This window comes from Streptomonospora salina (genome assembly GCF_014204715.1).
In the GTDB taxonomy this organism is placed as follows: domain Bacteria; phylum Actinomycetota; class Actinomycetes; order Streptosporangiales; family Streptosporangiaceae; genus Streptomonospora; species Streptomonospora salina.
Map to the genome: position 1 here is coordinate 1 of NZ_JACHLY010000003.1, position 21,392 is coordinate 21,392.

General features: G+C 71.3%; 21 protein-coding genes. 9 read left to right on the forward strand and 12 right to left on the reverse strand.

Annotated elements, in window-relative coordinates:
- The first annotated feature begins 672 nt into the window (after positions 1-672).
- The 3 genes from HNR25_RS25135 (at position 673) to HNR25_RS25145 (ending at position 4,442) form a co-directional block, all read left to right on the forward strand.
- Positions 673-2,640, forward strand: coding sequence for a tetratricopeptide repeat protein (locus tag HNR25_RS25135; protein ID WP_184640635.1), 1,968 nt, complete (start codon positions 673-675; stop codon positions 2,638-2,640).
- 117 nt (positions 2,641-2,757) lie between these two features.
- Positions 2,758-3,492: a DUF4145 domain-containing protein gene (locus tag HNR25_RS25140; RefSeq protein WP_184640637.1), complete on the forward strand. Its 735-nt coding sequence runs from the start codon at positions 2,758-2,760 to the stop codon at positions 3,490-3,492.
- 152 nt (positions 3,493-3,644) lie between these two features.
- Positions 3,645-4,442: a hypothetical protein gene (locus tag HNR25_RS25145; protein ID WP_184640639.1), complete on the forward strand. Its 798-nt coding sequence runs from the start codon at positions 3,645-3,647 to the stop codon at positions 4,440-4,442.
- Positions 4,443-4,642: 200 nt separating this feature from the next.
- Here the strand turns inward: HNR25_RS25145 and HNR25_RS25150 are convergent, their stop codons facing one another.
- From HNR25_RS25150 to HNR25_RS25175, 6 genes are all read right to left on the reverse strand, one after another.
- Complete coding sequence (locus HNR25_RS25150; protein WP_184640641.1) at positions 4,643-5,074, reverse strand: hypothetical protein; 432 nt, start codon at positions 5,072-5,074, stop codon at positions 4,643-4,645.
- A gap of 96 nt (positions 5,075-5,170) precedes the next feature.
- Positions 5,171-6,010 carry a hypothetical protein gene (locus tag HNR25_RS25155; protein WP_184640643.1) on the reverse strand — a complete coding sequence of 280 codons (840 nt, stop codon included), beginning with the start codon at positions 6,008-6,010 and terminating at the stop codon, positions 5,171-5,173.
- Positions 6,011-6,017: 7 nt separating this feature from the next.
- Positions 6,018-6,218 carry a hypothetical protein gene (locus HNR25_RS25160; protein ID WP_184640645.1) on the reverse strand — a complete coding sequence of 67 codons (201 nt, stop codon included), beginning with the start codon at positions 6,216-6,218 and terminating at the stop codon, positions 6,018-6,020.
- Between the two features lie 846 nt (positions 6,219-7,064).
- Positions 7,065-7,259 (reverse strand): hypothetical protein, encoded by a 195-nt coding sequence (locus tag HNR25_RS25165; protein WP_184640647.1) that lies wholly within the window; start codon positions 7,257-7,259, stop codon positions 7,065-7,067.
- Positions 7,259-7,897, reverse strand: a complete 639-nt coding sequence (locus tag HNR25_RS25170) for an RNA polymerase sigma factor (protein WP_184640649.1) — start codon at positions 7,895-7,897, stop codon at positions 7,259-7,261. Before HNR25_RS25170 ends, HNR25_RS25165 begins: the two co-directional genes overlap by 1 nt.
- Before the next feature lie 897 nt (positions 7,898-8,794).
- Complete coding sequence (locus HNR25_RS25175; protein ID WP_184640651.1) at positions 8,795-9,097, reverse strand: hypothetical protein; 303 nt, start codon at positions 9,095-9,097, stop codon at positions 8,795-8,797.
- A 245-nt stretch (positions 9,098-9,342) separates the two neighbouring features.
- On the opposite strand from HNR25_RS25175, the gene HNR25_RS25180 reads away from it, so the two are divergent.
- On the forward strand, positions 9,343-9,864 hold the full coding sequence (locus tag HNR25_RS25180) for a hypothetical protein (protein WP_184640653.1): 522 nt from the start codon (positions 9,343-9,345) through the stop codon (positions 9,862-9,864).
- A 939-nt stretch (positions 9,865-10,803) separates the two neighbouring features.
- Here the strand turns inward: HNR25_RS25180 and HNR25_RS25185 are convergent.
- On the reverse strand, positions 10,804-11,157 hold the full coding sequence (locus tag HNR25_RS25185; RefSeq protein WP_184640655.1) for a hypothetical protein: 354 nt from the start codon (positions 11,155-11,157) through the stop codon (positions 10,804-10,806).
- On the reverse strand, positions 11,154-13,142 hold the full coding sequence (locus HNR25_RS25190) for an AAA family ATPase (protein ID WP_184640657.1): 1,989 nt from the start codon (positions 13,140-13,142) through the stop codon (positions 11,154-11,156). Before HNR25_RS25190 ends, HNR25_RS25185 begins: the two co-directional genes overlap by 4 nt.
- A gap of 957 nt (positions 13,143-14,099) precedes the next feature.
- On the opposite strand from HNR25_RS25190, the gene HNR25_RS25195 reads away from it, so the two are divergent.
- Positions 14,100-14,639, forward strand: a complete 540-nt coding sequence (locus tag HNR25_RS25195; RefSeq protein ID WP_184640659.1) for a hypothetical protein — start codon at positions 14,100-14,102, stop codon at positions 14,637-14,639.
- 78 nt (positions 14,640-14,717) lie between these two features.
- Here HNR25_RS25195 and dnaB read toward each other — a convergent pair whose 3' ends face one another.
- The 4 genes from dnaB to HNR25_RS25215 all read right to left on the reverse strand — a co-directional run bounded on the left by dnaB (position 14,718) and on the right by HNR25_RS25215 (position 18,813).
- Entirely contained in the window at positions 14,718-16,055 is a 1,338-nt protein-coding gene (gene dnaB / locus HNR25_RS25200; protein ID WP_184640661.1) for a replicative DNA helicase, read from the reverse strand.
- A 98-nt stretch (positions 16,056-16,153) separates the two neighbouring features.
- Positions 16,154-17,311, reverse strand: a complete 1,158-nt coding sequence (locus HNR25_RS25205) for a hypothetical protein (protein ID WP_184640662.1) — start codon at positions 17,309-17,311, stop codon at positions 16,154-16,156.
- Between the two features lie 207 nt (positions 17,312-17,518).
- Complete coding sequence (locus HNR25_RS25210; RefSeq protein ID WP_184640665.1) at positions 17,519-18,058, reverse strand: GNAT family N-acetyltransferase; 540 nt, start codon at positions 18,056-18,058, stop codon at positions 17,519-17,521.
- Entirely contained in the window at positions 18,055-18,813 is a 759-nt protein-coding gene (locus HNR25_RS25215; protein ID WP_184640667.1) for a GntR family transcriptional regulator, read from the reverse strand. Before HNR25_RS25215 ends, HNR25_RS25210 begins: the two co-directional genes overlap by 4 nt.
- Before the next feature lie 175 nt (positions 18,814-18,988).
- Between HNR25_RS25215 and HNR25_RS25220 the strand changes: the two genes are divergently transcribed.
- The 4 genes from HNR25_RS25220 to HNR25_RS25235 are packed head-to-tail and all read left to right on the forward strand — an operon-like array spanning position 18,989 to position 21,385.
- Entirely contained in the window at positions 18,989-19,471 is a 483-nt protein-coding gene (locus HNR25_RS25220) for a hypothetical protein (protein ID WP_184640669.1), read from the forward strand.
- The gene (locus tag HNR25_RS25225) at positions 19,471-19,908 is read left to right on the forward strand and encodes a hypothetical protein (protein ID WP_184640671.1); all 438 of its coding nucleotides are present in this window, start codon (positions 19,471-19,473) and stop codon (positions 19,906-19,908) included. The genes HNR25_RS25220 and HNR25_RS25225 overlap by 1 nt, the downstream gene beginning before the upstream one ends.
- Positions 19,905-21,122 carry a hypothetical protein gene (locus tag HNR25_RS25230; RefSeq protein ID WP_184640673.1) on the forward strand — a complete coding sequence of 406 codons (1,218 nt, stop codon included), beginning with the start codon at positions 19,905-19,907 and terminating at the stop codon, positions 21,120-21,122. The genes HNR25_RS25225 and HNR25_RS25230 overlap by 4 nt, the downstream gene beginning before the upstream one ends.
- The gene (locus tag HNR25_RS25235; protein WP_184640676.1) at positions 21,119-21,385 is read left to right on the forward strand and encodes a hypothetical protein; all 267 of its coding nucleotides are present in this window, start codon (positions 21,119-21,121) and stop codon (positions 21,383-21,385) included. Before HNR25_RS25230 ends, HNR25_RS25235 begins: the two co-directional genes overlap by 4 nt.
- Positions 21,386-21,392: the final 7 nt, after the last annotated feature.

Below are 21,392 nucleotides of genomic sequence, written 5' to 3' on the forward strand. Positions count from 1 at the left end.
CCGCGCGGGAATCGATTCACGCGATCAGCGGCGAAATAATGGGAGACCTGCACACTCCCTGGCCAAGGACTGGTGCAGGCCTCCCCTCGGTGATGGCCCTAGCGGGACGGATACGGTCCGTCAGCTAGGGCCATCGTTTTGCACCCACCACTGGATCAGCCACTTGACGGCCTCCCACACGACACGGGCGCCGCAGGCGAGCAGTACTCGCCCGAGCAGTGACGTCCCGCGCTGAGGCGGACGGTCGTCTTCGTGAGACTTCACCACGGTGATCACCTTCCTTTCATCCCGGGGCGGTAGCCCCGCGCGGTGACTACCGGCGGAGGAAGGAAGGCGATGCGGAACCCAGATTACTGGGAAGCGGCCGCCTTCGCTGCCCTCGTTCCCCGCCTCTGGGGCAACTCGCCCATCCCGGGCCAAGCGGGTTATCCGGGGCTAATCCGTGATCTGCGCGAATCCGGCTCACTGCAGCGTCAGAGAAGGTCTGGGTGATGGTCTCGCCCGTGTTGTCCTTGATGACGATGTCGGTGTCCGAGGTGATCAAGCGTCCTGTCGCCCGGGTGACGTAGCGCCGTACTGTCGGTACGTCGTTTCTTCTCGTCTTCTCGTCGGCACCGGCCCCGCTATGGCCCGCTTGTGCGGGAAGCGGGGCGGAGGCGGCAGAATCGGCGCATGCGGTGGCTCGGGTTCTGGGTGCTTGTGGCGGTCAGCGCGACCTGCGCGGGCCTGTGGGCCGCGAGCAGCTGGGATCTCGGCCCGTTCAAGGACCTGCCCGGGCTCGCCGGGGCCGTCGGGGCCGTTGCCGCCGTCGCGTCTTTGGCGGTGGCGATCGTGCTGGGCGCCCATCAGTTGCGCGGTCGCCGTACCCCGACGCCTGCCTGGGTCAGCAACGCCGCGCCCACGAGCCGGGCCGACCTGGCCCGGCTGGGGGTGCACTCTGCCCGCCCCGGCCCCGACGGCAGCCGCCAACCCCCCTATGTGCCCCGCGACGCCGACGACGACCTCGACCGGCGTCTCGGGGCCGTGGCCTCCGACCGGCGCGGCGGGATGGTGCTGGTCTCCGGGGGCTCCATGGCGGGCAAGAGCCGCGCGCTGGCCGCCGCGCTTGCACGCAGCCTGCCCAAGCGCCGCCTGGTGGTCCCGCCCGAGGACGCCGACCTCACCCACCTGCCCGCATGGCTCAAGCGACACCGGTGGCGCGGCCGGCGCGGCTGGGTGGTGTGGCTGGACGACCTCGACCGCCGCCTGCCCCACGCCCGCCTGGAGCCGCCCCTGATCGAGGAGCTGGGCCGGGCCGGGGCGATCGTGGCCGCCACCATCCGCTGGCAGCAGCTCCAGAACCTCAAACCCGCCACCGAATCGGACGGGCGGGCCGTGGGCTATGCCGTGCTCCGGACGCCCGCCCTGGTCCTGGCCGACTGGAGCCCCGAAGAGCGCGACCGCGCATCCCGCAGCGGCGACGAGCGCCTGGTCGAGGGCGCAGCACAGGAGACCGTGGGGGTGGCCGCCCACGTGGGCGGCGGCCCGCAGCTGGAAGACCTTTGGCGCCATGGCCCTGCCGCCGGCCATCCCCGGGGCTATGCGCTGGTGGCCGCGGCGGTGGATCTGGCCCGCACCGGCCTGTCGGCGTCGCTGGCCCGGGGCCGGATCGAGGAGGTCGCCGAGCTTTACCTGCCGCCCCCGCCCCCGGCGGCCGAGGCCGCCGATGAGGCGTGGGGGTGGGCCACCCGGGTGCGCCACGAGGTGGCTGGCCTGCTGGTGCCCGCCGACCACAGCCAGGAGCGCTGGCGGGCGCTGGACTACCTCACCCGCGAAGATCCGGTGCCTGCGGCGGTGTGGGAGGCGGCGCTTGAGGAGGCGAGCGAGGAGGACCGCCGCACGGTCGGCGTCACCGCCTACACCGCCGGACGCCGCGCCGTGGCCGAGACCGCCTGGCGCACGGCCGTTGAGGCCGGGGACATCAGGGCGATGCGCAGCCTCGGCGTGCTGCTGAAGGAGGACGGGCGCACCGGGGAGGCCGAGCAGTGGTGGCGCCGCGCCGCCGAGGCCGGTGACACCGGCGCGATGCACAACCTCGGCGTGCTGCTGAAGGAGGACGGGCGCACCGGGGAGGCCGAGCAGTGGTGGCGCCGCGCCGCCGAGGCCGGCCACACCGAGGCGATGCACAGCCTCGGCGTGCTGCTGAAGGAGGACGGGCGCACCGGGGAGGCCGAGCAGTGGTGGCGCCGCGCCGCCGAGGCCGGTGACACCGAGGCGATGTTCAGCCTCGGCGTGCTGCTGTATGAGGGCGGGCGCACCGGGGAGGCCGAGCAGTGGTGGCGCCGCGTCGCCGACAACAACCACACCAACACGATGTTCAGCCTCGGCGTGCTGCTGAAGGAGGGCGGGCGCACCGGGGAGGCCGAGCAGTGGTGGCGCCGCGCCGCCGAGGCCGGCCACACCGGCGCGATGCACAGCCTCGGCGTGCTGCTGAAGGTGGACGGGCGCACCGGCGAGGCCGAGCAGTGGTACCGCCGCGCCGCCGAGGCCGGCCACACCGGCGCGATGGTCTACCTCGGCTTGCTGCTGTATGAGGACGGGCGCAACGATGAGGCCGGAGATTGGATGCGGCGGGCGCGGGAGGCGAAGCAGCAGCAGTAGTCCCCCTCGTGTACCGCTGTTCCGAAGACGATTCCTGGCCTCCGATAACATTCGCTTATCGGAAGCCAGGAACTGGACACATCGGGCGCTGTCGGCGGGGTGCGGTATCCCGGATCCATGACCACGCCACGGCCCTCCGGAGATCTCCCCGGCCACGACGACCACGCCGGCCTGTGCCCCAACCCTGCATGTGGCAAGTACGTCCAGTTCAACCTCTGCAATCCGGTGAGCCGCAGTAGTGGCCACCAGCAGCGGGGAGACCTGCAGCTCTGGCCGACCTACAACGAGGCGGCCCCCACCAGCGGCTTCCACACGCCGGACGGGATCCTTCTGACTGTGTGGCAGTGCCCGGTCTGCAAGGAGACCGCGGTCGTCTTCGAGCACCGGACCGCTGGCCGTTCCCACCGGTTGCTCGCCTGGCCCCGCCGCACGCCCCGCGAGGTGGATCCGGCCGTGCCCGAGGAGATCCGCTCGCTGTTCGCCGAGGGCTCCGAAGCCGAGCACGCCGGCGCCCTGCGCGCCGCCGCGGCGATGTACCGCGCGACCGTGGAGAAGCTGTGCGCCGACCGCGGCGCGACCAAGGGCGGCCTTAAGGCCCAGATCAACGCCCTCAAGGAGCAGGGGACGGTCGAGGACAGCGTGGTCGACGACCTGCACGAAGCGCGGCTGCTGGGCAACTGGAGCCTGCACGACGCACTGGAGTTCTCCGCCCATGAGGTGGCCGACGTCGCCGACCTCATCCACGAGGCGCTGTTCGAGGTCTACGTCCAGCCGGCCCAGCGCGCCGCGATGCGCGAGGCCCGCCGCAACCGACGCGACAACCACCGTGCGGGCGAGACCGAGCCGACCTGAACGCGCTCACGCATCCGCGTCCGGCCCGACGACCGAGGGACAGCACGTCATCCTTGGGGTGACGGGTGCGGGTGGCGCCCGCGGCGGGTCGGCGCAGGATCACGTGTCACCATAATGATGACACCAGCGCGTGTCAGCACTATGGTGACAGCATGGACGCACGCCAGATCCGCCGCGCCGCGGCCGCCGCCGCCGACCAGTGCCGCCTGCCCGCACCCGAGCCCGTGGACCTGGACTACGACCGCACCGCCGGTCTCTGGGCGTGGACCTACACCGACGGCCCCGCCCCCGACACCGTGGCCGCGGCACTGGGCCCGGCCACCGGCCACGTGCGCCTGCAGCGCCGCTTCTCACCGCGCGCCACCGCCCTGGGCGCCGTCCTGGCCGCCCAGCACCGCCCCCGCGAAACCGGGGCCGCCCACCCCGACCGGGCACCGGACGCGCGCACCGGCGCCCTGGCCGACGCGCTGGCCGCGCGCATGCCCGACCACGCCGCCGACGACGACCGCGCCGTGGCCGAACACCTGCGCAGAATCGGCCTGGCCGCGCTGCTGCACCCCTACACCGGCGGCACCGGGCCCGACGCCGAGGACCCGCTGGCCATGACCCCGCTGGAACACCTCACCGACCGCTACGCCGCCCGCGTCGACGCCGAGGCCGCCGCCGCCTGGCGCGGGTCCCTGACCGTGCTCGGCGAGCGCCAGGCCGCCCTGTGCGCCCTGGCCGAGGAGGACGCCGACCGCGCCACCCGGTTGGCGGCCGTGGCGCTGTTGGGTGCGCTGCGCGCCGGCCTGGAGGCCATGGAGGACCGGGCGCTGACGGCTGCGACCGAGGCCGGGGCCTCTTATGCGGAGCTGGGCCGGGCCATGGGTGTGGCCCGCCAGGTCGCCCACCGCCGCCACGCCCGCCGCGCCGGACGCCACCCCAGCCGATCGTCACCGCAAAGGTGACGAACGGCCACGAGTGCGGCCCCGGCCTGGATGGCCGGGTCCGTCTTATGTGTGCACCCCGTCGGGGCGAGGTCCGACCGAGGCCGGCCACCACCAGCATCGCGGCGGTCCACCCGGCAGCGCCAGGTCGATCTCAGATCTGTGGACAACCCGAACGCAGAAAGCCTCAGCCGCGGTCGAAAATTCGGACCCCGTACAGGTCAGGACAGGAACTGCCGCAGGGCCTTCGTCAGAGCCGTATCCCCTTTGTTTGGAGGGTGCTGGGCTTCGTGGAGGCCCGTCACCGCCGCGGTGACAGCGGCGGACTGCACAGCCGGAGCCCACCGGGACAGCAGCTCCATCAGGTCCGGCAGCGTCTGCACGAAGGCGTTGGCGATGGGGCCGTGGCTGTCGCCTTCGGCCTGGACCAGGAAATGCGGCTTGTCGGAGGTGAGGTCGGTGCGAGCGAAGACCGTGAGACTCAGCGGCACGCTCAGGGCTTGCTTGTCGCCGATCACCGACCACGGGCACGGCGCGAAGCCGGCCGCTTTCAGCGCGTCCTCCAGATCGCGGTCATCGGTCGAGGCTTCGTCGAAGAAGTCGTGGATCTGACTCCACTGGCCACCGGCGTAGCAGGGGGCGGTCGCAGCCATCGGCGTCTCCATAGGTCGTTCTCAATCGGGGCGGGGATCAGTCTGCGTCCTGCAGGTGTCCTCCGGGGAGCGGCTCCTCCCCGGAGGACACCTCGCTCACCGCACCGACTGCGGCCCGGTGGGCGAGTTCCAGCCTCCCTCCCCCTTGCTCTGGTCGGGTATAGCGCGGCCGCGGGCACGCTGCTTGGGCATCTCGATGCGCATGTAGGCGTCCTCCCAGGCCGCCAGTTCCGCGAGTTCGGCGACGCCGCACCCGCGCACGAAGGCCAGGAAGGAGGCCAGGAACGGGAGCCGCTCGCGGGACTTGTGCACCTTGCCGAGCGTGTTGTGCGACCGCGGGATGTGCTTGTCGGTATCGGCGCCCTCCGGGATAGCGGAGGCCTTGGTCTCCATCGCCCGCATGGAGGGGTGCCCCGCCCGGAAGTGCAGGCAGTGCAGTGCCTCCAGCAGCTCCTGACGGGTACCCGCGCGCCGCGGATCGGTGGCGGCGGTGATGCCGCTGGTGGCGACCTCACCGCTGTGCTGGTAGCCGCGGCGCTCCAGCATGCCGGTGCTGATCGGCAGCCGGCGGCGCTGGAGCGGATCCATCGCTATCTCCTCGAACTCGCGCAGCGCGACGGCCAGGACCTCGTATTCGGCTCCCAGACCACCGCCGTAGGCCAGCAGCGAGGACAGCACACCCCACCCATCAGCCTCGTTGGCCAGCTCGGCGCGCATTGTGTGCATGTCGCCAGCCAACAGCGCCTCAAGCACGGCCGTGGGGGTACCCAGCAGTGCGGCGCTACGACGCAGTTCCGGTTCAACGGCGCCGGCGCGGGCGCGGAGGTAGAAGATCAGTGCCTTGAGCCGGTCCTCGGGGGAGTACTCCGGGAGCGGATAGGTCTGATCGAAGATGTCGCTGATGGGCGTGGGGCCGTCGTCGGTGTGCTCCCCCATGCGCGGGTTAGCGGGCGAACAGGCGCCGGGCGGCGGTGGCGGCCGCGTAGCCGAGTGCGGCCGCTGCGGCCACCGCAGCGGCCGCGTCGTGGCCGGTGCGCATCGCGTAGGCGGCGAAGCCCACGACGATCACGACGACGATCACGCGGACCCACGGTCCGTCCCCGGGCGGGGGCGGAGGAGGGTGCTCGACGCAGGACAGAGCCATGATCTCTCCTTTGAGATGTCAGCAGAGCCCTTCTGCACCCCGCGGCCGGAGGGGCCGCGGAAGGCGCAGTCGGGTGACCGGATAATGCTCCGCTCCGGGGATAGTCGCGGCCCCCGGAGCGGTCTACTAAAAACCTATGCGAGACGACTGATACCGGCATACAGGACAGAGCCGGATCGATTCACTCCGCATCCAATAGACTCCGAATAAAGCTGTGACCTGCTGGTTCGTGAACATTAAAGCGCCTGTGGAGGAAAGATAATTTTTGTAACGTGAGTCCTTATGACACCGCATGGCGCGTGATTGTGTTTTACTCTTTAACGAGCAAACCCGAAGGGAAGTCCCCGTTTGTCCGTTTTGTTTGGGAGTCGGGGCTTTGGGATGTCATCGACCGGATGATGCTCAACGAGAGGCCGGCCTTCCGTCGCGGGGAAGCCGACCGAGCATGGCGGGACGGCCAGAGGGAGGAATCTGGCCGTCCCCGGGTGCGCCCAGCTCAGGTCTGTCACGACAGCGGCTTCAGGGCCGCGGACCACGTGACAGATCTGCGCAGCCGCTTCTGCGGCTCGGGTGTCCCGGGGTTCCGACGAGTGATCGGATCGGCGTCACCAGCAGTAGGCCGGTGGCGTCGGCGGCGAACGCCCGCGGCCAGCAGCGCGGGGGCCACGAGGCGCCGTCGGCGAGCTGCAGGGCAGGGCCCCACTACTGCGGCACGCAGCAGCACGAGGGTGCTGCAGACATCAAGCATGGCTCTTCCCGTATCGACGTGGTCGCCGCCCCTCGGGTGCGGAGTACAAGCGAGGCGGTCGGCAGCAGCGCTGCCGACCGCCCTTGGGCTGGCTCGGATCAGGTGACGTGCTCCTGGCACGGGCGCATCGACGCGGCGGCAAGGTAGCGGAGCTCGTCGTCGTCTCCGCTGTCAGCATCGCGCAGAAGCCGCCGGATCAAGCGGCGCTTCCACGCCTGCTCCAGGTCAGCGGCGGCCTCGGCAAAGACGCGATCGAGCGTGCTGTCCGAGACCGGCTGCGTATTCTCGTCCACTACGGCCCGCCTCCTTCCTGGATGTTCTTCTTCCTCGCGGAGGACTGGCAGCCGTACATGCCGACGTCGTTGTCGCTGACGGCCAATGCGACGGTGATCCTCTCCTTCCCCATCGCCTTCAGAGCGCTGCGGGCGCGCTCGATGCGCTTGCGCACCGCCCCCGGACCGATATCGAGCTGCCGAGCGATCGCGGCGTCGTCCATGTCGCACAGCACGCGCAGCACCATCGCCTCCCGCTGATGCTCGGGCAGGCCGCCCACGACCTTCAGCACCCGGCGGGTGCCCTCCTGGAGCTCCAGGTCGTGGCCGGGCTCGTCCCGGTAGTCCGCCGGCGCCCCCACCGTCTCAGCGACGTCCTCGCAGAGCACGTCCTTCTTGCGGCGGTCCACTTGCTTGGCGTAGAAACACCAGGCGATCCGACACATCAGCCCCGTGAGGCTGCGGACGGAATTGCCGGCGGCCACGTAGCGGCGAGCCTCACCGTAGGCATAGGCCACGGCATCCTCGGCATCGGCCGTCGACGCGCCGCGCATGCTCATGTAGGCGGCCGCCTGGGTCCCGGAGCTGAACAGCTGCTCGGTCGTGTACTCCGTCCTAGACCGCGCAGGGGCGTACTGGGTGGAATCGTGCTCTGCCATGGATGTCCTTCCTTGAGAAAGAGCCGGGGTGGGCTCATCGGCACCCCCCCGCTTGTCCGGCGGGTAGCGGCTCGTCTATGACGGCCGCTGGAACTCCGGAACCGCCGAGCAATCCCCGTGAACTGCACATACGCACGGGAAAAGCCGGGCGAAGACAGGCAGACATCTCGGCCCTGTAGGCGCTGACCCCGTCCTGGTCAGCCCCCCTCAGCGCAGCCGTTGCGCGCCATCGCGAAGCGACGCCGCACACAACAGCGATGAGGCCGCGGAGCAGACGAACCACCACCGGGATCGTTTGCTCCTGCTGCCCTTCCGGATCCACGCCGCTCTTACGGACATCCATGGGTCTCCTCTCCATTGAGGAACCGGGCGGTCGATCCGCCCCGGTTGCTCGATAGTGGATCTCAGACCCCGGATCTGTGACATGAACTGCGTCACGCAGGAAGGCCCTACGCGCCTTCGGCACGACCCCCAGAGCCGCGTCGGACGCCACCCCAGCCGATCGTCACCACAAAGGTGACGCGGCGGCCGGAGACTGCATCCGCCCACGAATGCGGCCCCCTGCCTGGACGGCAGGGGGCCGACTTATGTGTGCACCCCGTCGGGGCGAGGTCCGACCGAGGCCGGCCACCACCAGCATCGCGGCGGTCCACCCGGCAGCGCCAGGTCGATCTCAGATCTGTGGACAACCCGCCGCCGTCATTCGGCCGCGACCGCCACTGTCGTGGCGAGTCGGGGCCGCGACTGGACCCCGTGTCGGCGGGGTGTCCTGGGGTGTCAGCGCCGGGGCGGGGGCCAGTCTCAGCTGGACCCCCGAATGGCCCCCCACTGGACCGGGGAGCGGTGGGGAAAACGGGTGGGAAAACCGGGCAGGTCACGAGACCGCGCGAGGAAAACTCACGCGTGCGCGGCCCCGCCCGACTCGCCTGCGGGCGGATCGAGATACCACCCCGGTGGCGGATCGGACGGGGAGGACGGCATCCACCCACGGAAATGCCACTCGCACGGGTCGCCGCCAGGCTCGGGTTCATAGACCGCCCGCGGGTCGGTGTCCTCGTCCGCGGGGCGCTCGGGGGTGTCCTCGGAGATCAGGTAGGCGCCGACCTCTTCCGGGTCGGCGGGCACCGGCATCCGCACCGTCCGCCCCCGCCAGTCCGCCGGACCGCCCACCAACCGCACATCCATCTCGCGCTCATCCATGCGAGCCATCATGGCGAGCACCACCGACCGATGCGCCCCGATCACGCAGATCCGACCCAAGCCCCCACGCCGATGCATCCCCAGCGATCACGGCCAGATCGCGTCACTGACGAAGTGACGACGTATCACACCGTGGCATTATCAATGACTCCGGCCAGCGGCCCCGCCGTATCCCCGCGAGGGGATACCTACGCTCTGCCGGGTGCCGGATCGCGCGTCAGTGACGCGGTGGGAGCATGCCGGGCATGGACACCGACGACACCCCCCGCCGCTCCGCGGCGCCCGCGGCCGGCCGCGACCACACCACCGAGCAGCCGGTGCTGCGCGAGTGCGCCTGGTGCGGCGCGGAGATCCACCTGACGCCCCGCGCCCGCCACCAGATCTACTGTTCACGCTCCTGCCGCCAGCGGGCCTACGAGCTGCGCACCGCCCAGGAGCGCCGGGACGCCGACGCCGCCGCCGGCCGCGCCCGCTCGGCCGAGGACGGTCCCGTCCGCGAGGTGGTCGAGCGCCACACCGTTCGGGTGCATACGCGGACCCGCTCCGCGCCGGTGCGTTCGCCCAAACCCGCGGCACCGGCCGGTGCCGGAGTCGACCTGCGCGCCCGCGCGGTCCAGGCACACCTGGAGGCCGTTGCCGCCGCCGTGGCCGACGGGCGGATCCGATCCCATGATCATGACCGCGTCTGGCGGGGCATGCGCGCCCTCATGAACGCTCTGGACTCGGCCCACCCGGGCGGACTCGACGCGCTCACCGGCCGCCGCTGAGCGCGTCACTGACGCACTTCCACGTCCGGGAGCACGCAGGTATCGCTACGCGATACGAGGCCCGGCGGGTTCGTGCGGCGGTACCAGCGGCGGTGCCGCCAGTGGTCCGAAGGGCGGTTCCACCGGCGGTGCGAAGGGTGGTGCGCTCGCGGGCGCCGGCCCGGCCGGGATCGGCGCAGGCGGCCGCGGCTTCGCGGGCGGAAACGACCCGCCGACATCTCTCCACCACCGCCCCATCTCCTACACACCCTTTGTCCGGGCGACGCCCCCGGGGCCGCGTGTCCGGTGGCCCGCCGGCGGGGGCGGGGCGAGGTCGGTCCAGTCGCGTTGGTCCGGCCCGGTGTTGGCCGCCGCTCCCCCGCTGTTGAGTTCCCTGGTTGACCGCCGGCGTTGAAACCGGCGAGTAACTACGGCTTCGGTGAGGGGCTCCGTGAGTCCTCCGGGAGGGGGCAGTGCACCCCCGTGCGGAGGGAGGGCGTGTTGGATCTTCGCCGTCGCCGTGAGGTGACCCGCGCACCCCCCACGGGCGTGGCCGCGGTACCACTGCGCGTGTTTTTCGGCTGCGCGCGCGAGAACCGCCGACCACCCTCGCGCGCGTTTGGGGTTCGCACGTCCGAACCGGCGGCCGTCACGCCGGTGTCACGCCGTGACAGGGGGCGTGACGTCACGCGTGACCGTCACACGGGGTCGGGGTCTCCGCTACTGCCGTCTACCTCGCACCCGCGCGCGGGCCGGGGGTCGACCGGTCGACGTGTCCCCGGTGACGGCGTTTCCACGGCCGGGGGAAGCCCTTCGCTGATCACGGCGCGTCCGCCCCGGCGACCCCGACGTTGCAAGGCAGCCGCTTTTTGTGTGCGGCCCCGGGGGGCGCCCTCGCGACTCTGAAGGCGGTCGGCCAGCACCCGCGGGGAGGGAGGTTCCCCCGCGGGTGCGGCGTGCTCAGGCCGCGGTGTCGCTGACCTCCTCCTGCCCGGGCAGCACGCCCCACCGGATCGCCGGGTCCGCGCAGAGCTTGTGCATAGGGACGTACTCGTAGGGGTCGCGCACCAGGGAGGGGCGCCCGCACAACAGGCACGGCGCCAGCTCGCCCACACCGCCGTGGCACCAATCCAGGCCAGGGCGCTCCCCCAGGTAGGTCGGCAGGATCTCCAGCACCGTCTCCTTGCGCTCCAGGAGGGCCTGGCCGAGGTCGCCGTGGCGTCTGGGGCCGGCGATGCGCAGTCGCCCGTCCAGCGCGCGCAGGGTGAGCCCAGCGGCCTTGGCGCGGGCGAGCAGGACGACGACATGGCTCATGCCGACCACTCCCCCCAGTCCTCCGGCATCCCGGCACCGACGAGACCGTCGGCCGGGATGTCCACCCGGGCTGCCCCGCTGTCCCCTCCGGGGGAGGGGGACAGCGCGGACAGGTCAGCCGCAGGGGTGCTGTCCGGGGTGTCCGCGCCCTGTCCAGGACAGGTCTGGCTTGGGGTTTCCTCCATTCGCGGGTCAGGTGGGCGGACAGGTTCCGCACCGGTGCCGGCCCCGTTCTCGCCCGAGGCCGTCGCGGACAGGTCGCCGCGATCCTTGCGGGCTTTGATCGCGGCCGCGAGATCGCCGGTGCCGACCTTGTGCCCGGAATCGGCGAGGGCCTTGCGCGCCCGATCCCGGCCGACGGCGTCGGGCAGGGCGAGTTCGTCCAGGGTCGCCACAACCTCGCTCACCCGGCCGTTGACCGGCTCCGGGCCGCCGACCACCTCGTGCCGCAACGGCTCGCCGCGGCGGGTGAGCTGGACCAGGTCGCTCCCGTGTGCCGAACGCGACTCCTGACGCTTGAGGTGGATGCTGGTCTCGCTGCGCTTGATCAGCATCCACACCGCATCCACGTCGGAGGCCTTGGCCGAGGAGCCGCGCTGGCCCTGCTCGGCGTCCTTTCCGGAGTGGTCCAGCCGGATCACCGCGACCCCGCGGCCCTTCAGCGGTGCCAAGGCATGGCGGTAGAGCGCGTGGAAGGTGTCGGAGTCGTTCTCCTTGCCCGCGATCACCCGCGAGACGGTGTCGATGACCACCAACTCGGCGCCGTGCGCGACCGCCAGCGCCAGCAGGTGGCGCCCGCCCTCACGCGAGTCCAGTTCGGGCAGCGACGGGAAGGAGTAGTAGACGAGGTTGTCCAGGTCGCCAGGTCCGTAGCCCATCGCCTGCAGGCGCTCCTGGACGTCGGCACCGGAGTTCTCGATGTCGACGTAGACCACCCGCTGAGGGGACCGCGCCGGGTTGCCCAGCACCGGCCGGCCGGTGGCCAGCCCCGCGGCGACCTCCAGCAGCAGCAGCGACTTGCCGGCCTTCGCCGGGGAGTAGACCGCGACCAGGCGCCCGGCGGCGATGAGCGGCTCGCACAGCCACGGCACCTCTTCCGGGGTCTGCTCCCACAGCGCGTGCCAGTCCAGCGGCGCATAGGCCGCGGCCAACGCGCGCAGGTCCGCGTCGCCGTCGGCGCCGGACTCGTCGTCGCCGGACTCGGCTTCGGCGCCGGACTCGTCCAGAGGCACCAGCGCCTCCAGGCCGTGCCCGGCGTTGAGGTGGTCGGACAGGTCGGCGTGCTCGCGCTCCACGGCCGGTAGGACCTTGCGGACGCTGGCGGCGTACTCGCTGAGCGCGGTGGCGACCCGACGGGCGTGGTTGAGCCCCCCGCCGTCGCGGTCGGCGACCACGACCACATGGGCATCGACCAGGTCCGCGGAGTACTCCGGACGCCACTTGCCCGCCCCGCCCAGGTTGCAAGTGGCCGTGTACCCCAAAGCGGCGAGCCGGTCGCAGTCCTTCTCGCCCTCGCACACGTAGACGAGCTGCCCGGCCGCGGCGGCCCGGTGGGCCGCCGGCAGGTTGTACAGGACGTGGCGCACCCTGCCCAGGCCGGGCAGCTGCGCGCCGGGCAGGTAGGGCCGGAAGGTCTTGGCCCGCCCGTTCTCCCCCGGCTCGATCCGGCGCACCTCATAGAGCGGGCGCTCCTGCTCGTCGGTGTAGGTGTAGGTGGCCACCACCCGCGGCGCCGGCGGGTGGTGGCCGGTGTCCTCGGGGGCCAGGTCGGCCATGTCCAGCCCGAGGGCAGCCACCACGTCCTCGGGGCCACACCCGGCGTGGCAGTGCAGGACCACCCCGCCGTTGTGGCCCGCCCCCAGCGACAGCGAGGGCGATCGGTCGGCGTGACTCGGGCACTGGGCGGTGTGGCCTCCGGTCCCCTGGTGCACGGCGCTCCCGTGGTCGTGCAGCGCGTCCACGACGCGATCCAGGCGCCCGCTCACCGCGCGGCCCCCCGCCGCACCGGCGGGGCGCACACCCCGTGCGACACTGAGCCCAACCCCCGTTTGGATGTGGCGACGTTGGCGCGTCGTCTGGTGGTAGCGGCCCCTGCGTGTTGGCGCACGCGGGGGCCTTCGTTTGCCCTGCGGGCCGGCGGGCGGTCCCGCCGCCGGGTTCTCATGCGCCCTCCTGCAGGCGTCGGCGCTGCTCCATCCACGCCCGGACCCCCCGCGGGGCGGTACCGGACGAGGCGCGGCCCGGTCCGGCTCCAGGGCGGGCCGATGCCGGTGCGCCGGTAGCGGCGCAGGGTGTCGGTGCTCAGCCCGAGGTAGGCCGCGGTCTGGCGCGCGTCCCACCACTGCTGCTGATCGTGCTCGGTCACGGTGATGCCGTCTCCCGTTCGTCGTCGGAATGCGTCCCGGATCGGTTCGTGTCCCCGGATCCCCGAGGAATTGGAAGTTTCTGGAACTCGGAATCGCGGATTCGGGGTCCGCTGAACGCCGCCGATTACCGCTGTCCACCACTGAAATCCACTCACTCCCATAACCCACCACTAACCCAATAGATCACTCTCCGTATCCAACTCGCTACTCCCGGAACGCCCTGTCTCTCCTGCTAGAGGAGGCTCCCACACCATTATGCCGGTCCCCGCGTCCCGAGTGTCATAACCCCAGCCCGTCAGCATCGCACTGCATAGTTCTGCGTATTCGACAACGGCCTCGACCTGGCGAGGAATTGCGCGAACGCTGCACGGACGATGCCTTTCCCGAGCCCGCGACCTGCGGTTTCTCCCGGAATTGGTGTGCACCAGCTGCACGCGTGCACGACCGCTCGGCGGCGGCGGGGAGGACCGCCGACTACGCACTCGCGGCCGACCCGCGTGCCGCTTCCGCGGCCGAGAGCAGCGTGCGGGAGGGCCGCCGCCGGCGGGCGGCGGCCGATGCGCTGAGGAGGTTCAGGTGACGATGACAGCGATGGTGCAGCGACTGACTGGGGCACAGTGGCCGACGGCGGACGGTCGCCGACTACGCCGCCGCAAGGGGACCGTGCTGCTCGCAGCGGCGCTGATCGCGGTCTCAGGGTGCGGCGCCGACGCCGATTCGCCCAAGGGCCACGACGAGCGGATGGACAAGGCCTCCGGCGTATCCGTGTTCGAGCTGGTCATCACATCGGACCTGTGGGAGGAGACAATGCCGGGCGGCATCAACTCCGACCTCGGCGATGTGAAGGGCACGAGTCCTGGCGGCAAGCTGGCCGATCGCGGCCTGAAGGAGTACCGGCTCAGCGGCGCCCAGCTGGTCGAGTACCTCGACAACATCGAGACCTGCGGTTACGGCGGCTGGATGGAGACCTCCGGCTGCGGAGCCAACGGGACCGTGCTGGCTAAGCGGGTCTACGACGAGATCGCCCCCGTCCTTGATGAAATCTCGGGCCCGCGCGGGCCCGACGAGCCGGCGCCGCGGGTGGTGATCGACGACACCACCGTCGAAGGCGCCTGACTAGACGTACGAATCCCCACCTGTACGGCGTACAGGTGGGGATTCGTACGTCTGGAGACCCGGCCTCTGATGCGTTCGTCAGCCGCGGGCCATGTCCATGAAGCGGGCGTAGTGGCCCTGGAACGCGGCGGTGAGGGTGGCGGTGGGGCCGTTGCGGTGCTTGACCACGAACAGGTCGGCTTCCCCGGCACGCACCGACTCCTGGTCGTAGAAATCGTCTCGGTGCAGCAGGATCACCATGTCGCTGTCCTGTTCGATCGACCCGCTCTCACGCAATTCGGACATGCGGGGCTTCTTGTCGTCGCGGCTCTCCGGTCCCCGGTTGAGCTGGGAGAGCGCGATCACGGTCACGCCCAGTTCCTTGGCCATGGCCTTCAGGGCGCCCGAGACGGCCGACACGTCCTGCTGGCGGTTCTCCGAGCGCTCGCCCGTCTCCACGAGCTGGAGATAGTCGACCACCACCAGCCGCAACCCGGTGGTGGCCTTCATCCGGCGGCACACCGAGCGGATGATGCGCAGGTCGTTCACGTCGTCGCGCACGGCCACCGGGGCGGCGTTGATGCGGGGCATCGCCTCGGCCATGCGCGCCCAGTCGGCGTCATCGACGGTTCCGGCCTGGATGCGGGTGAACGCGACCCGCGCCTGGGCCGACAGCAGCCGCTCCCCCAGTTCATTGCGGCCCATCTCCAAACTGAAGAACGCCGCCGGCGCAGGGTCCTCGGCGTTGACGGATGCGGCGCGGACCATGTCCAGGGCCAGCGTCGACTTGCCGAGGCTGGGCCGGGCGCCCACGGTGATGAGCTGGCCGGGGCGGAACCCGCGCGTGAGCTCGTCCAGGTCGTTCAACCCGGTGGGCAGGCCGACCAGGTTGGTGTCGGCGTTGGCGCGGTCCTCGATTCCGGCGACCACCTGCGGCATGAACGACCGGAAAAACGCGTCCTCTTCGGGTTCGGCACCGGAGGTGATCGCCATCATCTCGGCTTGGGCGTCTTCGACCAGCGCGGCGGCTTCGCCCTCGCCCGTGTAGCCGATCTGGGCGACGCGGGTGCCGGTCTCCACCAGGCGGCGCAGCAGCGCCTTGTCGGCCACGATCCGGGCGTAGTAGGCGGCGTTGGCGGCGGTGGGGATGGACGCGGCCAGGGTGTGCAGGTAGGGGGCGCCCCCTACGCGGTTGATCTCGCCGAGCTTGTCCAACTCGGCGTTGACCGAGATCGCGTCGACCGGGTCGCCGCGGTCCATGAGCGCGGCGGCGGCGCGGTAGATCGTCTGATGTGCGGGGCGGTAGAAGTCCGCGGCGTTGAGCAGCTCGGCGACGTCGGCGGCGGCGGACGGCGTCAGCAGCATGCCGCCGAGGGCGGCCATCTCGGCGTCCATGTCGTGCGGGACGGTGCGGGTGTCCAGCGTGGTCTCGGACATACTGGGGTTCTCCGTTCGGTGCAGGTCGGCGACCTCGGTCGCCGGTTCGAGCGGGGGTCGGCCGGGGGCGCGGGTAGGGCCGCGCCCCCGGCGTCGTCTCAGGCCGGGGCGACCTCGCCCAGCAGCTCGGCGAGGTCGGGGCGGGCGCCGGCGCCGACGCGGTCCAGCTCCGTTCGCAGGTGGTCGCGCTGGCCGGTGGTGTAGTCGACGCGGCAGGCGCGGCACGGCGCCGATTCGTCGTGCAGCGCGCAGGCGGCGCCCCCGTATGCGCCTGTGGGGCTCTGAGTCGCACGCTCACGGCGCACCGCCTGCAGGTGGCCGGTCAGGTCCCGCTTGTCGAACCCGGCGACGTAGCGGGCGATCGAGCCGATCTCGGCGCCGCGCTTGCGGGCGCGCTCCCTGAGCCGGTCGATCACGGCGTCGGCCTCGGCGGCGTCGGCGCCGGTGGTCGAGCGGATCGTGTCCACGACCGGGTCGGATGCGGTGTCGGCGCCGCTGTTTCTGCCGTTAGGCGACTCCTCCTCCTCCTCCTTCGGATCGACCTGGGGTGTGCCGGGTGTGACACCGGCGCCGGAGGAAGAAGAGGAGAAAGAAGAGGAGAAAGAAGAGGGTGGGTCCTGTTTCTCCTGGTCACTCTGCGAATCCGGGTTAACTTCCTGACCAGGCTGGTTAACTTCCTGACCAGGCTGGTTAACTTCCTGACCAGGCTGGTTAACTTCCTGACCAGGCTGGTCAGCAGGGCGGGCGGGCCATTGGGCCGCCAGGTTGGAACTGGCAGGGCCGAAGTAGGGGAGCTCACCCTTCGTGATCGCGAGGGCGTCGAAGGCGTTGCGCGCGCAGCCGCACTCGTGGCGGGGGTAGCGCCAGATGACCATGGAGATCCCGCGCAGCTGCGCCGAATCTCCGGAGCTGAACCGCAGCTGGGACCCGTCGGTAGCGGTGATCTGGCCCATCTCGGCCAGCGAGCGCAGCAGTCGCAGCAGGCCACTCGCGGAGATCACCTTGGGGGCCTGGCCCACTTCCACGGGGCCGGAGTAGACCATCTGGCGCAGCTCGGCTGGCGCGAGTCGGCGGGTCGGGCTCTCTTTGGTGGTCAGGTTCGTCAGCACCCGCAGCAGGGTCTTCTCGGCGGTGCCCATGTGGGGGCACAGATCGACCCACTGGAGCGCCTTGGCCTTGTAGTAGCCGTCTCCCTCGGCGGCGGGGGCCCGGAGGGTCATGCCCTCGTCTGCGGAGTTGGTGTTCTCGGTGCTCACGTAGCATCGCTCTCTAGAGCTGCCAACACAGAACCCTGTAACCCGTGGCTCTCCCGCGACGCCACCACCGGCTTCCGGTAGGATGGCGTCAAAGCTCATATAGCGGGTGAGCAGGTGGTTCCTAGTCAGCCAGCTCATCTAGTTTTCGACGAGGCCCGGTTGCCGCCGGGCCTTCGTCATGTCAGGAGACCGTAGCGCTGAATACGGCTACTGGTCAGCCAGGCAAGCCATCTCGGCATCCGCCGTTCGGAGTGCGGCTGGCCGCTGGAACAGCGCACCGGATCCCCGCCCTTCGACTTCGACGGTCCGCACATGGTCGAAGCCGCGGCGCTGGTAGTAGTCCTGGAGCGCCAGATTGTCCCGCCAGCAGTCGAGCCTGAGCCACTGCTTGCCGCGTTCCTCAGCCTGAGCGCATGCCCAGTCCATGAGCTTGTCGCCGAGCCCAGTGCCCCGGTGCGTTCCGGTGATCATGAGCTTGTAGAGGTAGAGCGCGCTCTCCGGATCGTCTTCGGCCGTCCAGAAGTCAGGATCGGGGCCGTTGAGCGTCAGCGTGGCCACTACAACGCTGTCGTTGCCGACGACGTAGGTGACACCCGCATCTACGCCCTCCCTGAGGTTCCGGATGCCGCGTTCGCGGTTGGTCCACTGCTGGATCCCCGCGGCGTGCAGCCAGGTTTCCGATTCGATCCGCAGCCCGATGAGGGCATCGAGATCTTCGGGTCCGGCGACACGGATTGGGAGGGTCACGACAACTCCAGCTCATAGACCAGGCAATGCCTATCGCCTGGGAAAACAGTGATCATATGACGCACCGGTGCTCCATCTTCGCCGTATCCGGTGCGGCTGTGTTGGCCGACTGGAGTTCCCATCGGGAGATCCAGCTGGTTCGCTTCGGCCGGTGTAGGCATGCGGACAGTGATGACATCCCGCCCCCATATCTGGGGATGGCCGATGCTGCGCAGGATTCCGCCGGCGACCGCAACGTCCCGCTTCTCCATCAGCGGGGTATCGCGGGCGATGTCCTCAGGAAACCAGCTGGTGGAGAGCTGGAAGGGAAGTCCATCGACGTATCGGACGCGTTGCCGACGAACCACGAGGGAACCGTCCGAAAGCTCCAGAGCAGCGGAAATCTCGGGGACGGCTGCCTCGATGGAGACGGAGACGACCTGGCGAGGCTCGCGTCCCTGATCAGTCACGCCCGCAGCCCAGTCGTCATGCCCCTTCTCGCCGTCATCACGACGTGAGCCACGCTCGAACTCGCTGAGCTTCCACCACAGCGGGCGCCGGTCCCTCACCTGGCGCCCGCGGCTTCCACGCCCCCGCGTGATGAGCCCCTCCTGCTGGAGCTTCGTGAGGGCCGCACGGACGGTCTGCCTGCTCACCCCGTGCTCCTCAGCCAGGCGTAGCTCCCGGGGAACGTCGGCCCCGGGGGGCAGCCCCCCGGCCTCGATCTGCTGTCGCAGGGCCGAGTAGACGCCCTCCCACAGAGTTTGATCAGTCATTTCCCCGCCTTCCTAGCCAACAGTATTGACTCTTTCACATGCCCATGCTTACAGTCATCTTTGTACGTACAGTACGTACAAAGATGACTGTTGGCAAGATCAAAAAAGCGGCCCCGGTGGTAGCGCACCGAGGCCGCGGACCGGGTCCACCACCTTGAGAGGACGACAGACCCAGATGTCTCACAGCCTACTGACCAGCATCGACCGCGAGCGGCTGAAGAACCTCCTCTACGGCGCTCCCGCCACCCACGCCGACCTGGTCGCTCTCGCCCAGATCGCCCAGGAGGCCGGCACCGACCTCGCCGACCTGGCCGACGCCACCGGCGAACCGGGCCACGACCCGCGCACCGGCATCACCAACCCCTACGCCGTCGACGAGCCCGACGTCCTCGCCGCCGAGGAGCCCGACGAGGACGCGCTGTGGAACCCCGCGCCCCGCGAGGGCGAGGACCTGGAGGACACGGTCACCCGCATCGGCGCCGCCCGCGACATCGCCGCTGAGCAGGCCGCTGAGATCGCCGCCGACCTCGTCGAGGTCGCACTGGAGATGCCCGCCCGTGCTCGCTCGCTGGCCCGGTGCCTGTGTCAGCGCGGCGTTCTGGCCGGCACCGCGTCCGCGGCCACCGCGGGCCGCTCCGAGCTGGCGGAGGTGGCCTGATGCGGATGCACCCGCTGCAACACCTGGAGGGCATCCGGCGCGAGGCCGCCCGCGGCGTGCTGTGCGCGGCGGTGCTGGCGGTGGCCGTGCCCGCGGGCCTGGCGCTGCAGGACCGCACCGCGTGGACCTGGCTCGTCGTCGCGGGCGTGGCCCTGGCCGTCTACGGCGAGATCGAGCGGGCGCTGGGCCTGGAGCCCGACGACGTGGAGGTCGATGCGGCCGATGTGGAGGCCGCCCAGGAGCGCGCGGTCGACGCCGAGCAGGTGGCCGCGCAGCTGTGCGGCGAGCTGGAGCACGAGCGGGCGGCCCGGCTGCGCGCCGAGGAGGCCCAGGCGTGGGCCGAGGTCGCCGTGGCCAACCTCGCTGATCTGACCGATGACCTGGTGGCCGACCTCTCCGCGGCCGGCGCCGCTGAGACCGAGGAGGTGGACCGGTGACCCGCAAGGACACGAGCGATGACGCGCTGGTGGAGCGCCTGCAGGAGCAGGTGCGCGTCGCCAAGGGTGTCGCTTCCATCCCCGACTTGGACCTGCTGGACGACGCCGAGACCAACCCCGCGATGCGCCAGCGGCGCACGAAGCTGTCCGCGCGGCGCCAGCGCGACCGGCTGCGCACCCGCCACCGCTCCGAGTTGCGCGCTCAGCGCCGCACGGAGTGGGACGCGGCCATGGACGACCGCGGCCACCGGCTGATGCGCCGCCGCGAGCTGGCCGACTCCCCCGCCCGCCGGGCCGCCTCCCTGGAGCGGCTGCAGCACGGGGTCGTGGGCATCGGCGCGGTCGGGATCGTCGGCATGGGTGCGGCCTCCACCGCCGGGGTCCACCAGGGGTTGGTCGAGCTGATCGGGCCCAGCGTCGCCGCGGCCGCGTGGGGCTATGAGCCCGCGGTGATCGCCCTGGTCGCCGGGGGGATCGTGGCCCGCTCGGTGCTGCACCGTGCCGGCGGGGTCATGCCCACCGCGGTGACCGCGCTGGAGTGGGTCGCCTTGGCCACCAGCATCGTGCTCTCGATCGTCGGTTCCGGGTTCGGGGCCGCGCTGTTCCCGACCGGAACGGCGGTGCTGGCGCTGGTGATGCAGCAGATCCTGGGCGCCGTCGCCGACGCCGACGTCCACGCCCAGCGCACCACCACCGCCCCGGGTGCGGGCGGGTGGCGCACGGTCCTGGCGTCGGTGGCCGGCCGCGGCGGGCCCGCGGAGGAGGACCGCCGCCCGGAGGACGCGCTGGAGGGCGAGGTGCACCAGGGCCTGGCGGCCGCGGAGGACTACCTGCGTACCGCCAGCGAGCCGGAGGCCGACCCCGCCGTGGAGGCGGGGGACGGCGGCGGGCTGGCCCTGGCCGATCCCCCGGCCGACGGCCAGAGCGGGCCGGGCCACGCGCCGGATGTCCCCCCGGGGGACGACGGTGCGGCCAGCACCGAACCGGGCCCCGACGGGACCCCCGCGCGGGGGGAGGACACCGCCCCGCCCGCGTTGGAGGAGGCGGCCCGGCGCCGCTCCGACGACGCTCAGACGACGGTGTGGCGCTACTACATGGCCCATCCCGAGGCGCCGGTCAAGACCGCTGCCCGCGAGCTGGACATGGACCCCAAGACGGTGCGCAAGTACCGGCCCGCCGTGTCCAAGCCCCGCAAGACGGGGGGTGACCAGTGACGCGCCACCGGCCCGTGGTCCGGCGCCGGATCGGCGCCACCGACGAGGGCGAGGCCTACCTGTACCGCGCGGTGTGCGGCGGGTGCGGCTGGTCCGGGACGGACCACCCGGCCCACCTCTACGCCACCGACGACCGCGACGCCCACCTGGTCGAGGTGACCCCGCCCGAAGAGGAGCGGTGCCGCCAGCCCAAGCGCCACCGCAGTGCCCCGCACGACCGGTGCGCGCTGTGCGCCGACCAGTTGGCCCTGCCGGGCCTGTGAGGAGCCC

Excerpts from the sequence above, each read along its gene's own strand:
- HNR25_RS25135 (WP_184640635.1), top strand. The coding sequence starts at position 673 with ATGCGGTGGCTCGGGTTCTGGGTGCTTGTGGCGGTCAGCGCGACCTGC.
- HNR25_RS25140 (WP_184640637.1), top strand. The coding sequence starts at position 2,758 with ATGACCACGCCACGGCCCTCCGGAGATCTCCCCGGCCACGACGACCAC.
- HNR25_RS25145 (WP_184640639.1), top strand. The coding sequence starts at position 3,645 with ATGGACGCACGCCAGATCCGCCGCGCCGCGGCCGCCGCCGCCGACCAG.
- HNR25_RS25150 (WP_184640641.1), bottom strand. The coding sequence starts at position 5,074 with ATGGCTGCGACCGCCCCCTGCTACGCCGGTGGCCAGTGGAGTCAGATC.
- HNR25_RS25155 (WP_184640643.1), bottom strand. The coding sequence starts at position 6,010 with ATGGGGGAGCACACCGACGACGGCCCCACGCCCATCAGCGACATCTTC.
- HNR25_RS25160 (WP_184640645.1), bottom strand. The coding sequence starts at position 6,218 with ATGGCTCTGTCCTGCGTCGAGCACCCTCCTCCGCCCCCGCCCGGGGAC.
- HNR25_RS25170 (WP_184640649.1), bottom strand. The coding sequence starts at position 7,897 with ATGGCAGAGCACGATTCCACCCAGTACGCCCCTGCGCGGTCTAGGACG.
- HNR25_RS25175 (WP_184640651.1), bottom strand. The coding sequence starts at position 9,097 with ATGGATGAGCGCGAGATGGATGTGCGGTTGGTGGGCGGTCCGGCGGAC.
- HNR25_RS25180 (WP_184640653.1), top strand. The coding sequence starts at position 9,343 with ATGGACACCGACGACACCCCCCGCCGCTCCGCGGCGCCCGCGGCCGGC.
- HNR25_RS25185 (WP_184640655.1), bottom strand. The coding sequence starts at position 11,157 with ATGAGCCATGTCGTCGTCCTGCTCGCCCGCGCCAAGGCCGCTGGGCTC.
- dnaB (WP_184640661.1), bottom strand. The coding sequence starts at position 16,055 with ATGTCCGAGACCACGCTGGACACCCGCACCGTCCCGCACGACATGGAC.
- HNR25_RS25215 (WP_184640667.1), bottom strand. The coding sequence starts at position 18,813 with ATGACTGATCAAACTCTGTGGGAGGGCGTCTACTCGGCCCTGCGACAG.
- HNR25_RS25220 (WP_184640669.1), top strand. The coding sequence starts at position 18,989 with ATGTCTCACAGCCTACTGACCAGCATCGACCGCGAGCGGCTGAAGAAC.
- HNR25_RS25225 (WP_184640671.1), top strand. The coding sequence starts at position 19,471 with ATGCGGATGCACCCGCTGCAACACCTGGAGGGCATCCGGCGCGAGGCC.